The organism is Paraconexibacter antarcticus, assembly GCF_024220175.1.
Classification (GTDB): Bacteria; Actinomycetota; Thermoleophilia; order Solirubrobacterales; family Solirubrobacteraceae; genus Paraconexibacter; species Paraconexibacter antarcticus.
In genome coordinates, this window is record NZ_CP098502.1 from 2,496,427 (window position 1) to 2,508,940 (window position 12,514).

At 75.9% G+C, this 12,514-nt stretch carries 11 protein-coding genes; 3 read left to right on the top strand and 8 right to left on the bottom strand.

The features are described 5' to 3' along the window. Positions 1-122: 122 nt before the first annotated feature. The 5 genes from NBH00_RS12290 to NBH00_RS12310 form a co-directional block, all read right to left on the bottom strand. A complete protein-coding gene (locus tag NBH00_RS12290; RefSeq protein WP_254573610.1) occupies positions 123-596 on the bottom strand; it encodes a hypothetical protein in 474 nt (157 codons plus the stop codon). A 32-nt stretch (positions 597-628) separates the two neighbouring features. Further along, positions 629-1,597 carry a hypothetical protein gene (locus NBH00_RS12295; RefSeq protein ID WP_254573611.1) on the bottom strand — a complete coding sequence of 323 codons (969 nt, stop codon included), beginning with the start codon at positions 1,595-1,597 and terminating at the stop codon, positions 629-631. After that, positions 1,594-3,438, bottom strand: a complete 1,845-nt coding sequence (locus NBH00_RS12300; protein WP_254573612.1) for a hypothetical protein — start codon at positions 3,436-3,438, stop codon at positions 1,594-1,596. Before NBH00_RS12300 ends, NBH00_RS12295 begins: the two co-directional genes overlap by 4 nt. Before the next feature lie 189 nt (positions 3,439-3,627). Then, the gene (locus NBH00_RS12305) at positions 3,628-5,142 is read right to left on the bottom strand and encodes a hydantoinase B/oxoprolinase family protein (protein ID WP_254573613.1); all 1,515 of its coding nucleotides are present in this window, start codon (positions 5,140-5,142) and stop codon (positions 3,628-3,630) included. Then, positions 5,139-7,028 carry a hydantoinase/oxoprolinase family protein gene (locus tag NBH00_RS12310; RefSeq protein ID WP_254573614.1) on the bottom strand — a complete coding sequence of 630 codons (1,890 nt, stop codon included), beginning with the start codon at positions 7,026-7,028 and terminating at the stop codon, positions 5,139-5,141. The genes NBH00_RS12305 and NBH00_RS12310 overlap by 4 nt, the downstream gene beginning before the upstream one ends. A gap of 147 nt (positions 7,029-7,175) precedes the next feature. Here NBH00_RS12310 and NBH00_RS12315 point away from each other — a divergent pair, with 147 nt between their 5' ends. Continuing rightward, complete coding sequence (locus tag NBH00_RS12315) at positions 7,176-7,529, top strand: YciI family protein (RefSeq protein ID WP_254573615.1); 354 nt, start codon at positions 7,176-7,178, stop codon at positions 7,527-7,529. Further along, complete coding sequence (locus NBH00_RS12320) at positions 7,526-8,770, top strand: RNA polymerase sigma factor (RefSeq protein ID WP_254573616.1); 1,245 nt, start codon at positions 7,526-7,528, stop codon at positions 8,768-8,770. Before NBH00_RS12315 ends, NBH00_RS12320 begins: the two co-directional genes overlap by 4 nt. 12 nt (positions 8,771-8,782) lie before the next feature. Here the strand turns inward: NBH00_RS12320 and NBH00_RS12325 are convergent, their stop codons facing one another. Both NBH00_RS12325 and NBH00_RS12330 read right to left on the bottom strand, forming a co-directional pair. After that, a complete protein-coding gene (locus tag NBH00_RS12325) occupies positions 8,783-9,220 on the bottom strand; it encodes a DUF5763 domain-containing protein (protein WP_254573617.1) in 438 nt (145 codons plus the stop codon). Positions 9,221-9,417: 197 nt separating this feature from the next. Next, entirely contained in the window at positions 9,418-10,845 is a 1,428-nt protein-coding gene (locus NBH00_RS12330; RefSeq protein WP_254573618.1) for an L-aspartate oxidase, read from the bottom strand. Between the two features lie 56 nt (positions 10,846-10,901). On the opposite strand from NBH00_RS12330, the gene NBH00_RS12335 reads away from it, so the two are divergent. After that, complete coding sequence (locus NBH00_RS12335) at positions 10,902-11,939, top strand: histone deacetylase family protein (RefSeq protein ID WP_254573619.1); 1,038 nt, start codon at positions 10,902-10,904, stop codon at positions 11,937-11,939. A gap of 20 nt (positions 11,940-11,959) precedes the next feature. Here NBH00_RS12335 and NBH00_RS12340 read toward each other — a convergent pair whose 3' ends face one another. After that, positions 11,960-12,508 (bottom strand): hypothetical protein, encoded by a 549-nt coding sequence (locus NBH00_RS12340; RefSeq protein WP_254573620.1) that lies wholly within the window; start codon positions 12,506-12,508, stop codon positions 11,960-11,962. Positions 12,509-12,514 lie beyond the last annotated feature (6 nt).

The window sequence follows — 12,514 nt, forward strand, 5'->3', positions numbered from 1 at the left end:
CCGATCCTACGAAGGCGCGGGCCCGGCCGTGCTGCGGGCGCGTCAGGGGTCGGTCAGTCCGAGCCGGTGGGGGCCGTCCGGTGGTGCGGCCCGGCGCGCCGCCGGACCGCCGGCGACCGGCCTCAGGTCACCTTGCGGACGACGATTCCCTCACCCACCTCGCCCCTGCGCGTGCCGGCGAACTCGCGGAGCGCAAGGTCCACCGAGGCCGTCCGACGGTGCCGGAAGTACTGCTTGCCGGCGGTGGTGAGGGTGAGCGTGACGACCTGCCTGCGACCGGCGGCGACCGCGAGCCTGCCACCCGTCGCCAACGTGATCGGCGTGCCCTTCGACGAGTCGCGGGTGACCTTCGCGGTCCCGGTCAGGGCAGAGCGGTCGGCGTTCGTCACGGTGCCGGTGATCCTGGTCCCCTTCAGCTTCCAGGTGGAGGCGACCTCGAGGAGGATCTCGTCGCCCTCCCCCTGCGCGGCGGACGCGGTGACGGCGGCCCCGGCGGCCCGCGGGGGCGTCGCCGGGGTCGCCAGCGCGGCGGTCCCCGGCAGCGCCGCCCCGAGGGCCGCGGCGAGGAGCAGCGGGATGCGGTTCGGTGTCGTCATGGGAGGTCTCCTTCGGATGGATGGGACGAGGATCACCGGCAGCTCCCGCCGCCGCCAAAGGCGAGGTGCAGGTCGAGTGCCGGGCCGAGGTCCGGGACGCCGTGGATGTAGGCCCTCCAGCGCCGGCCGAGCGGGTCGGCGCCCATGAGCGTGGCGACGCTCGGGTAGAACGCCTGGCCCATGTCGCTCGCCGAGGTGCTCCACCGGACGATGAGCTCGTCGTCGAACGGCAGGTGCATGGAGGGCCGTCGCTGCAGCCCGATGCGCGGCGTGAAGATGCGACCGGTGAGCGGGTCGCGCGCGCCGCTCTTCGCGAGCGACGGGAGGCACCGGCCGCCGGCCGCGCGCACCGCGCGGCTCGCGTTCTCGATACGCCCGGAGAGGACCCCGGTCCTCGTCGCCACGGCGAGCTGTACGCGGATCGGCAGCATCACCGTCTCGCTGTAGGTGTCGGTCCCCGGGACGCGGGCGCCGATGCGGCCCTCGAGGACCCTCCCGCCGAAGACGCGGCGCATGATCGCGCTCTCGGTGATGATCACCGCCGGCTTCAGCGCGGTCACCGTCCTGCCGGAGACCGTGGCGAGGTAGACGGTCCTCGCGTACCCGGGCCCGGCCCCGCCGGCCATCGTCGTCCTGCCGATCTCTTCGGCGATCGCGCCGGTGACCTTCAGCAGACCGCCGCGCGTGCTCAGGTGCGTGCCATTGCCGCGGCGGAAGGCCCCGTAGCGGGACGTCACCGAGGGGTCGGCGGGCAGGCGCAGTGGCCGCGCGCCGCCGAACAGCGCCCCGCAGCGGACGACGCCGCCGGCCGTCGTCGTCGCCGCCGGACAGACCGCGGTGGGGGCGGGGTCTCCGGCCGCGGAGCCCGTGACGGGGACCAGGAGCACCCCGGCGGCACCGAGCGCCGCCGCCGACAGCCCGGCGACGCCGGCCCGAAGCCCGCGACCGGCCGCCGGGCCGCCGCCCCCCTGCGACCCGGCGGACCGTCGTCCGCGGGTCATCGGCGCGGAACGACCTTGACGTAGGTCGTCAGCGTCTCGGCCACCGTCGCGGAGGTGCCCGCGGCGGCGTTCACCTGGTCGAGGAAGCTGCCGATGTGGAACACGTCGGCCGCTCCCCGGGCGGTGTAGGCGCCGGGCAGGATCGTCATCCGGTAGTAGACCTTCAGGCTCCGGTGCGCGCCGATGCTCTGGCCGGTCCGGCTGCCCACCGGCAGCGAGACGGTCTCGTCGCCGATCGTCCGGTATCCCGTGAACCGCAACGGGAGGAAGCGGCCGCGCGGACCGGTCAGCGAGTAGGACAGCTTCACGCGAGAGGCCTTGAGCGTCCGGCCCGAGCTTCCCGGGAACAGGTCGAGCGAGATCGCGGCGTGGTCGATGGCCGCGCCGGACCGGTTGAGGAACGTCGTGGCGAACGTCCGGGCCCTGCCGTTGGCGGCGATGCGCGTCGGGAACGAGTCGCCCCCCTTCGGCGCCACGGTGCGGTACCTGCCCTGGTAGACGAGCACCGTCGTGGACTTGCCGGCGAGCGCGTCCTTGAGGACGACGGCGCAGATCGCGTCGTCCTTGGACGCCGTGTACGTGGCGTCCACCGTGCCGTCGGCACCGGTCTTGGCGTCCGCGCCGGAGACCGTGCCGCAGCCGCCCGTCCCCGCCCACGTGTACGCGTTGAACTGCACCGGATCGTTGGCCAGCGCGTCGCCGGCCGGCGTGGTCACGACGCCGTAGACGTCGGTCTTCGCCTTCCCGTTCGCCGCGAGGGTCGGGACGACCGCCTGGAGGTCCAGCTTGCCGGCGGGCGGTGCCGGAGGTGTCACCGCGTCGGCCCGCTGCTGGCAGCCGTAGCCGAAGCCCTTCTTCGCGAACGCGATGTTGCTGAACTCGGTCTGCGTGTAGTACATGTTGCCGTTGATCAGCTGGTTGTACTTCGTGTGGTCCGGATCGCCGGGGTCGGCCGAGCCCAGGGGCCTGCCGTAGTCGTCGCCGCAGATGTCACCGATCTCCGCGCCGCTGCCGTCGCGCCAGGCGTCCTCGTCCTCGACGGGATCCGTGACCATCTCGGCGAGCTCGTGGCTGAACACGTTGATGGCGCTGTCGGCCGGGATGTTGTGGTTGGGCGACTGCCCCTCGCCGCAGCCGTCGTCGAGGTAGGTCTCGTTGCCGTAGACCATCGGCGAGGCGTGGGACCCGAAGGACCGGTGGTATCCGCAGTACGCCTCCGCGGAGTAGGACCCGTCGCGGTCCTGCGTCTGCAGGTCCGGCGCGGGGAACACGGGGTAGAAGTGGTCCAGGCCGGTCGGGAGCCCGAGTTCCGTCCGCAGCCGCGTGAGCTCGTCGCGGAGCTGATCGTCGGTCAGGCAGTAGGTGTAGTCCTCCGACGGCCCGCAGTCGCCCTCAGGGAACGGGTGGGTGTCGATGATCGCCGGCTCCGCGGTGTAGCGATTGCGCAGAAAGGTCTGCGCTCCCGGGAACTTCTGGAAGTACTGCGGCGTCAGCGACAGCGCGTTGTCCGTGGCCCCGCTCGCGGCGGCGATGTCGGTGATGTAGCGCGACGTCAGCTCGACGTACCCCTTGTCGAACGGCCTGGAGGCGGCCGGGATCCAGTAGATCGGCCTGATCGTCAGGCCCGCCTCACCGGTCGTGTCCGCGACGCGCCCACCCGCGTACGTCAGCGGCGGGTCGCACCCGTCGCAGTAGTGCGAGTTGAAGTGCTCCGGATTCGTCGACGCGTGGGTCCCCGGCAGCCGCGGGACCCACGGTGCCGCGACCGCCGGGGACGACGACAGCAGGACCGCGACGAGCGTCACGACAGCGGCTCCCGGCACGCGTCCGAGCGAGTTCATGCGTTTCCCCTTCGAGTGGTGATGTGTGGCGGGAGTCCCGTCCCCGTCGCGACGCTAACTCCGGACTCGCGCACCCGCCATAGGGGAGAGCCCCTAACGTGCGCGGCCCACGCCGGCGTTCCCCGGCGCAGACAAGAGCCGCAGCGGCGAGGGCGTGGGCGTGCTCCACCGGCCGGGCGGGCCGGCGCGTCACGGCACCGGGCCGTACCCGCCGCCGCCCGGCGTCTCCTGACGCAGCCGGTCGCCCGGACGGAGCGTCCCGGTCGCCTTGCCGCCGACGTCCTCGACGGTGCCGTCGGCGCGGATGACGAGCGTCCGGCCGCGGGCCCCGTCGGCCCCGCCGCCGGCGCCCCGCGGCGCGTGGCGGCGGCGCTCGCCGATGACGCTGAAGCGCAGTTCCGCGAGCGCCTCGATCTCGCGGACGACGCCGTCGCCGCCGCGGTGCGCGCCCGCGCCGCCGCTGCCGCCGCGCAGCGCGTACTCGGTGACCCGCAGCGGGAACTCGAGCTCGAGCGCCTCGACCGGCGTGTTGCGCGTGTTCGACATCGCGACGTGGACCCCCGAGGGGCCGTCGGCGGTCGCGCTCGCGCCCTGCCCGCCGCCGACGGTCTCGTAGTAGGTGAAGGTGTCGTCGCCGAGCGTGAGGCTGTTCATCGTCCCCTGGCCGAGCGCATGCCCGAAGGCCTCGAGGACGAGGTCGGCGACGCGCGAGGACGTCTCCACGTTGCCCGCCGCGACGGCGGCGGGGGCGGCGGCGTTGAGCAGCGTGCCGGGCGGGACGGTGACGGTGAGCGGGCGCAGGACGCCCGCGCAGGGCGGGATGTCCGGGTCGGTGAGGACCCGCAGCGCCAGCAGGCAGGCGGAGACCGTGACCGCGAGCGGGCAGTTGAGGTTGCCGGGGTCCTGGGCACTCGACCCGGTGAAGTCGAGGGTGAGCTCGTCGCCGCGGACGGTGGCGGCGAGCCGCAGCTCGAGGTCCTCGCCGGTGCGGCCCTCGAGCACGTCGGTCGCCGTCCGCTCGCCGTCGGCGAGCGCCTCCAGGCAGGCGCGGGTGCGGCGTTCGGCGTAGTCCTGGACGGCGTCGGTGATCGCCTGCAGCCGCGCGGCTCCGACGCGGGCAGCGAGCTCGCGCAGTCGCCGGGCGCCGGTCACGTTGGCGGCGAGCTGGGCGTCGAGGTCCGCGCGGCGCTGGGCGGGCTGGCGCATCTGCGCGACGAGCTCGTCGACGAGGGCCGCGGTGAGCCGCGTGGGAGGGATGACGACGCCCTCCTCCGCGAGCGTCGTCGAGTCCGCGGGCATCGAGCCCGGCTCGCGCGCGCCGACGTCGGCGTGGTGCGCGCGGGTGGCGGCGAAGCCGAGGAGCGTCCGCTCGTCCTCGGCGAAGACGGGCGTGAGCACCGTGATGTCCGGCAGGTGGGTGCCGCCTGCGAAGGGGTCGTTGAGGATCCACGAGACGCCCGGGGCGTGCGCCTCGCCGAGCACGGCGGCGACCGAGGCGGGCATCGCGCCGAGGTGCACCGGGATGTGCTCGGCCTGCATGACCATCTGCCCGGCGGGGTCGAAGAGCGCCGTCGAGCAGTCGCGGCGCTCCTTGATGTTCGCCGAGTGCGCGGCCCGGACGAGGACGGCGCCCATCTCCTGGCACGCGGCGCGCAGGGCGCCGACGGTGACCTGGAGCGTCACGGCGTCGACGGTGTCGCTCATGCGGGGCTCCGGTCGTCCGTGTCGCGCTCGGCGACGATCCAGCCGCCCGTGTCGCCGGTGATCCGCCAGCCCGCGCGGAGGGCGAAGGTCGCGCCCGGCAGGGCGATCGTCCGGGGGCCGCAGGCGCCGGCGTCGCCGGGCGCGGCCGTGCTCCCGGTGGCGAGGGTGAGCTCCGGCCCGGGCGTGCGGACCGTGCGGCGGACGGTGACGACCTCGACGGCGGCGTCGGTCGCGGGGGCGAAGCCGTACCGCTCCTCGTGGACCCGGCGCAGCGCGTCCGCGATCGCGCCGGGATCGGGGGCGACGCCCTCGAGGGTGAGCTCGTGCGACTGGCCGGCGTAGCGCGCCTCCCAGGCGACCTCGGCACCGGACCCGGCCGCCGCCCGCAGCGCCTCGGCGGTCAGCCCGTCCCCGCGGAGCATCACCGTTCGCGCCTCGTCGCGGCGCTGGTCGGCGGCCGCGAGCCCGAGCGCGCTGAGGACGCCGGCCGCGGCGGGGACCATCACCCGGCGCATCTCGAGCGCCTCCGCGAGCGCGCAGGCGTGCAGGCCGCCCGCGCCGCCGAAGGCGAGCAGCGTGAAGTCGCGTGGGTCGACCCCCTGCTGCACGGTCATGACCCGCAGCGCCCCGAGCATCTCCGCGTCGGCGACGGCGACGATGCCGCGCGCGATCTCCTCGACGTCGTCGGTCCCGAGGGCCGCGCCGAGGGTGGCGACGGCGATCCGCGCGGCACCGGCGTCGATCGGGATGCCGCCGGGCAGCGTTCCCGTCACCGCACCCAGGACGACGTGCGCGTCGGTGACCGTCGGCTCGGTGCCGCCATGGCCGAAGCACGCCGGGCCGGGCCGCGCCCCGGCGCTCCGCGGGCCGGCGCGGAGCGCCCCGCCCGGGTCGACCCAGGCGATCGACCCGCCGCCCGCGCCGACGGTGTGGATGTCGACCATCGGCAGCGCGAGGTGGCGGCCACCGACCTCGCGGCCCGCCGACTGCCGCACGCGACCGTCCTGCACGACGCACACGTCGCACGACGTGCCGCCCATGTCGAAGCAGACGAGGTCACGCAGGCCGCTCTCGCGGGCGAGGAGCTGGGCGGCGGCGGCGCCCCCGGCCGGCCCGCTGAGCACGGTGAACGCCGCGTGTGCCGCGGCCGCCGCCGCGTCGGTGAGACCGCCGCTGGACTGCATGATGAGCGGCTCCGGCAGGCCGGCCGTCGCGGCACCGGCCAGCAGCGCGCGGAGGTACCGCGCGAGCAGCGGGGAGAGGGCGGCGTCGACCTCGGTCGTCGTCAGCCGCTCGGCCTCGCGGAACGTCCCGACGACCTCGTGGGAGAGCGAGAGGTGCACGTCGTCGCCGAGCCGCGCCCGGAGCGCGTCGCCGAGCAGCCGCTCGTGGCCGGGATGGCGGTCGGCGTGGAGGAGGCCGACCGCGACCGACTCGACGTCGAGCGCGGCCACGGCCTCCGCGACCTCGGCGGCGGCCGCGTCGGTCAGCGCCCGGAGGACACCGTCCGGCCCGGTCCGCTCGGGGACGGCGATGCGCCGCTCGGCGGGCACGAGCGGCGGGGGCGCCGCGACCTGGAGCCGGTACAGCTCGGGGCGGGCCTGGCGCCCGAGCGCGACGACGTCGGTGAAGCCCGCGGTCACGAGGAGGGCGGTCCGCGCGCTGCGCCCCTCGAGCAGCGCGTTCGTCGCCACCGTCATCCCGTGGGCGAGGCTGCGCACGTCGCCGGGGGCGGCGCCGGCGTCGCCGAGCACCGCCTCGATCGCGGCGAGCACGCCGGCCGACTGGTCCTCCGGCGTGCTCGGCGCCTTCGCCGTCCACACCCGTCCGCCGGACACGAGGACCGCGTCCGTGAACGTGCCGCCGACGTCGACCCCGAGGAGCATCCTCCGGCAGCGTAGTCGGGGCCGGCAGGCGAGCGTCGACGCGCCAGCTTGGCGCGCCCGGTCGAAACGGGGTGCGCGGCGGCGTCGAATGGTCGAACGTCGGTCGCACCCGGCAACCGACGGCGACGACCCAGGAGGTCGAACGAGATGGAATACGCGCTGCTGCTGTACGGCCCCACCACAGGCGGGCCCAGCCCCGAGGAGGCGGCCGCCGAGCACCCGAGGTGGACGGCCTACACCCAGGAGCTCATCGACGCCGGCGTCCACCGCGGCGGCCAGGCCCTCCAATGGCTCGACACGGCCACGACCGTCCGCGAGCGCGGCGGCGAGCGCCTGCTGAGCGACGGGCCGTTCGCCGAGACGAAGGAGGCGCTCGCCGGCTTCTACCTCATCGACGTGCCGGACCTCGACACCGCCATCGAGTGGGCGGCGAAGATCCCGCTCGTCGGCCGCGGCTCGGTCGAGGTGCGGCCGATCATGAACGTCGGCGCCGCCGCGTGACCGACGCCGGGGCCGCCCTGGAGCGTGCCTTCCACGACGAGTGGGCCCGCGTGCTCGCGGCGCTCGCCCGCCACGTCGGCGTCGGTCCCGCCGAGGAGGCGACGGCCGACGCCTTCGCGGCGGCCGCCGCCGCCTGGCCCCGCGACGGCGTGCCGGACCGCCCCGGCGCGTGGCTCGCCGTCACGGCCCGGCGCCGGGCGGTCGACCGCATCCGCCGCGACCGGGCGCAGACCCGGCGCGCGGAGGCGGCGGGCACCCTCCGGGCGCTCGAGGCCCAGGGCGACCCGGACCCCGACGAGGACGAGACCGCCGTGCCCGACGACCGCCTGCGGCTCATCTTCACCTGCTGCCACCCCGCCCTCGACCCGGCCGTGCGGGTGGCGCTCACGCTGCGCGCGGCCGGCGGCCTGAGCACACGGGAGATCGCCCGGGCGTTCCTCCTGCCGGAGCCGACCGTGGCGCAGCGGATCGTCCGGGCCAAGCGGAAGATCGCCGTCGCCGGGATCCGCTACGCCGTGCCGGCCGATCACGACCTCCCGGACCGCCTCGCGTCGGTCCTCGACGTCCTCTACCTCGTCTTCAACGAGGGCTACGAGGCGAGCGCCGGCCCGGTGCTCGACCGTCCCGACCTCAGCGCGGAGGCGCTGCGCCTCACGCGGCTGCTCTGCGTCCTCATGCCCGACGAGGCCGAGGTCCTAGGGCTGCTCGCGCTCATGCTCCTCACCGACGCGCGCCGCGCGGCGCGGGTCGGCCCCGGCGGCGGGCTCGTCCCCCTCGCCGAGCAGGACCGGACCCGCTGGGACCGCCGCGCGATCGCGGAGGGGACGGGCGCCCTCGAGCGGGCGCTGAGCCGGCGGATCCCGGGGCCCTTCCAGGTCCAGGCCGCGATCGCCGCGCTCCACGCCGCCGCGCCGAGCGACGCCGCCACCGACTGGCCGCAGATCGCCGCGCTGTACGGGCGGCTCGCGCAGCTCGCGCCGTCGCCGGTCGTCGAGCTGAACCGCGCCGTGGCGCTGACGTTCGCGGGGGATCCGGCGGCCGGGCGCGCGCTGCTCGAGGCGGTGCGGGAGCCGCTCGGGCGCTACGTCCCGCTCCACGCCGCCGACGCGGAGCTGCACCGGCGCGCCGGGGACGACGCCGCGGCGATCGCAGCCTACGACCGCGCCCTCGACCTCAGCGCGAACGACGCGCAGCGCGCCGAGCTGACCCGGCGACGCGCGCGGCTCTCCGGTCCGGCGTGAGCGGCGCCCGCGTCAGGCGACGGCGGCGAGGACGGCGACCTCGCAGCTCTCGGTCTCGGCGAGATGCTGGTGCGAGGGGCAGTAGCCGTTGCGGGCGAGCGGCTCACGCTGGCACGGGGTGCCGCGCCGCGTCGTCGCCCGGCACTGCAGCGGGTTGCCGTTCGCGTCGACGCCGTGACGCGGCTGACGCGCCAGCCATTCCTCGGCGCAGGCGATGTACCGCTGCACGACGAGCCAGACGCGGGCCTGGGCGTTCATCGGGAAGTACGGCCGGATGTCGGTGAACAATGTCCGGGCCGGCTTGGCGAAGTAGTGCCGGTCGGCGGACAGGCGGTCCATGGTGGCCTCACAGGCACGCAGGACCTCTTCGTGTCCGTTACGTCCGGTCCCGTGAGGGTCGGCGATGTCCTTCGCCAACTCCCGGTAGATCGCGCGGCTGAACTGATACATGGAGTGACCCTCCCTCGTGGATTCTCTCTCCGTCACCCCCGCCCAGAGGTTTTCCCGCGGGCCAGTATGGGGGGCGCGTGTGAACCCCTCAACCCACGCAGTGTTGACTTCGCGTTAAGCGTGTGACCGGGGTCACACTGTTCTGGCACGTCACCGCTCGCGGGGGCCGATCCGCGCTGCGGTTGGCGCGCCGGCGCTCAGATCCAGGGTTCGGAGACCGGCTCGTGCTCGCCGCGGACGACGGCGTGGCGCCCGTCGAGCGCCGGGTCGGTCTCGGGGAAGTCGCTGCGGCGGTGGGATCCGCGGGTCTCCTCGCGGAGGAGCGCGCAGCGCGCGACGAGCCGGGCCAGAGGGTGAGGGTCGGTGAGCAGGTGCTCGAGGCCCTCGCGCGTCCGCTCGATGCCCGCGTAGGTCCAGAGGGCCTCCTGCGTGGCCCGTGAGGGCTTCTGGATCGGGGCGGCCGCGGGCGGGGCCGGGAGGGACGCGGCCGGGACCTCGGTCTCCGTCAGCCCGGCGAGCGCGGCGCGCCGGCCCCAGACGAAGCACTCGCTCAGCGAGTTGGACGCGAGGCGGTTCGCGCCGTGCAGCCCGGTGCACGAGGACTCTCCGACGGCGTAGAGGCCGGGGACGGTCGTCGCGCCGTCGAGGTCGGCGACGACACCGCCCATGACGTAGTGCGACGCCGGCGCGACGGGGATCCGGGTCGTGGCCGGGTCCAGCCCCGACTCGCGGAGCGCGTCGACGACGTTCGGGAACTTCGCCATGTCGACCTCGCGCATGTCGAGGTCGACGTGCGTGACGCCCTGCTCGCGCATCGTCTGATGGACGGCGCGGGAGACCTCGTCGCGCGGCGCCAGCTCCTCGACGAAGCGCTCGCCGCGTGCGTCGTGGAGCGTCGCGCCCTCGCCGCGGATCGCCTCGGTGACGAGGAAGCCCTCGCGGCCCGGGATGCCGGTGACCGCGGTGGGGTGGAACTGGACGAACTCGAGGTCGGCGAGCGCGGCGCCCGCGTCGTGGGCGAGGAGCATCCCGATGCCGAGCGAGCCGGGCGGGTTCGTCGTGCGCGACCACAGCGCGGCGGCGCCGCCGGTCGCGAGGATGCTGGCCCGGGCGTGGATCGCGCGGCCGTCCTCGAGGACGACGCCGACGCAGCGGCCGTCGACGGTCCAGGCCGCGGCGGCGCGAGCGGGTTCCAGGACGGTGATGCGGGGGTCCTCGGCGACGACCGCGCTGAGCTGGCGGACGACGCGCCGGCCGGTCGCGCTGCCGCCGGCGTGGGCGACCCGGCGCCGGGAGTGGCCGCCCTCGAGGCTGAGGGCGAGCCGGCCGCGGCGGTCCGCGTCGAAGCGGACGCCGAGCCGCTGCAGGTCGTCGACGGCGTGCGGCGCCTCGCGGACGAGGACGTTCGCGGCGCTGCGCCGGACGGCGCCGCGGCCCGCGGTCTCGGTGTCCTGACGGTGGATGTCCGGCGAGTCGTCGGCGGCGAGCGCGGCGGCAAGGCCGCCCTGCGCCCAGTAGCTCGCGGTCTGCGCCAGCGGGGTCGCGGCGACGAGGACGACGCGGGCGCCCTCCAGGGCGGCCGTCAGCGCCGCGTAGAGGCCGGCGCCGCCGGCCCCGACGACCACGACGTCCGTGCTGAGAGGGCTGTCGGCACCGGCGGGGATGGCGGTAGCGTAGTGACGTGTCCGCCGCCGTCCTGTTCCGCCACCCGTCGTCGGTCCTCCACGACACCGGATCGGGCCACCCCGAGCGGGCTGCGCGCATCGTCGCGATCGAGGAGACGCTCACCGCGCTCGGCTGGCTCGGCTACGAGGTGCGGGAATCCCCGGCCGCGACGGACGAGCAACTCGGGGCGGTCCACCCGGCGTCCCACACCGACGCGCTGCGCGCCCTCTGCGCCGACGGCGGCGGGTGGATCGACGGCGACACCGTCACGAGCCCCGACTCCTTCGACGCCGCGCTGCACGCCGCCGGCGGCGCCTGCTCGATGGTCGACGCGCTGCTGACGGGCGGGGCGAGCACCGGCGCGTCCGTGCACCGCCCGCCCGGGCACCACGCCGAGGCGGCGCAGGCGATGGGCTTCTGCCTCGTGAACAACGTCGCGATCGCCGCCCGGCACGCGGTGCGTGCCCACGGCGTGCGCGTCGCCATCGTCGACTGGGACGTCCACCACGGCAACGGGACGAACGACATCTTCCGGGCGGACCCCGAGGTCCTCTTCTGCTCGATCCACGAGTCGCCCCTCTACCCGGGCACCGGCCCGGTCGAGGACAGCGGGACCGGGGAGGCCGCCGGACGCACGGTGAACCTGCCGGTGCCCGGCGGCTCGGGCGACGAGACGTTCTGCTCGCTCGTCGAGCACGTCGTCGCGCCCCTGCTCGCCGCGTTCGAGCCCGGGCTCGTGCTCATCTCGGCGGGCTACGACGCCCACGCGGACGACCCGCTCGCCGGATGCGCGGTGACCGACGCGGGCTACGCGCGGATGGCGCGAGCGGTGCGCGCGGCGGCGACGGCGGCGGGGGCGCCGGTCGGCCTCGTGCTCGAGGGCGGCTACGACCTCGGGGCGCTCAGCCGCGGATTGAGCGCGACGCTCGCGGCGCTGTCCGGCGAGGACGGGGCCGCAGCGGACCCGGCGCTCGCCGAGCATCCGCTCGCGACGGCGGCGCGCGAGCGCCTGGCGACGTGGTGGCCGGCGCTCGCCGGCGACGCGCCGGCCTAGGCGCCGTCGGTCGTCAGCCGTCAGCCGGAGGGCGGGGTCGACGGGTCGACGCCGCCGGTCTTCGTCGAGGGCGTCACCGGGGCGGGTGCCGTCGTCGTGCCGGAGAGGCCGGGGACCGTCGAGGTCGCCGGGTTCGTCGTGGTCGCCGGCGGGGTCGCCGCCGGAGGCGTGGCGGTCGTGGCGCCCGGGGCGGGCGCCGCGGTGCTCGTCCCGGGAACGGTCGTCCCCCCGCCCGGGGTCGTCGTCACGCCCGGCGTCGTCGCCGCGGGGGGCACGGTCGTGCTCGTCGTGATCGTCGTCCCGGTCGCGGGGTCGCTGCTGTTGGTCAGGGCGACGAAGGCCACGACGAGGACGATGGCCGCGAGCGCCATGAGCGAGCCCGCGATCGCGAGCGGGAGCTTCCAGTTCGGCGCGGGGGCGAGCCGCGTGCGGGCGGGGGCCCCGCAGCTCAGGCACCAGTCCTGCTGCGGGCCGACGAGGGCCTGGCAGCGCGGGCACGGGATCGTTCCCGGCGGCGGGAGCGGGGGCTGCGCCTCGGGGGCCTCGGGGGCGGTCGGCGGGGTGCTCACGGCCGG

What these genes read in the sequence shown, in the direction of transcription:
- NBH00_RS12310 (WP_254573614.1), bottom strand. Translation starts at nt 7,028, where the DNA reads ATGCTCCTCGGGGTCGACGTCGGCGGCACGTTCACGGACGCGGTCCTC.
- NBH00_RS12305 (WP_254573613.1), bottom strand. Translation starts at nt 5,142, where the DNA reads ATGAGCGACACCGTCGACGCCGTGACGCTCCAGGTCACCGTCGGCGCC.
- NBH00_RS12300 (WP_254573612.1), bottom strand. Translation starts at nt 3,438, where the DNA reads ATGAACTCGCTCGGACGCGTGCCGGGAGCCGCTGTCGTGACGCTCGTC.
- NBH00_RS12290 (WP_254573610.1), bottom strand. Translation starts at nt 596, where the DNA reads ATGACGACACCGAACCGCATCCCGCTGCTCCTCGCCGCGGCCCTCGGG.
- NBH00_RS12325 (WP_254573617.1), bottom strand. Translation starts at nt 9,220, where the DNA reads ATGTATCAGTTCAGCCGCGCGATCTACCGGGAGTTGGCGAAGGACATC.
- NBH00_RS12295 (WP_254573611.1), bottom strand. Translation starts at nt 1,597, where the DNA reads ATGACCCGCGGACGACGGTCCGCCGGGTCGCAGGGGGGCGGCGGCCCG.
- NBH00_RS12315 (WP_254573615.1), top strand. Translation starts at nt 7,176, where the DNA reads ATGGAATACGCGCTGCTGCTGTACGGCCCCACCACAGGCGGGCCCAGC.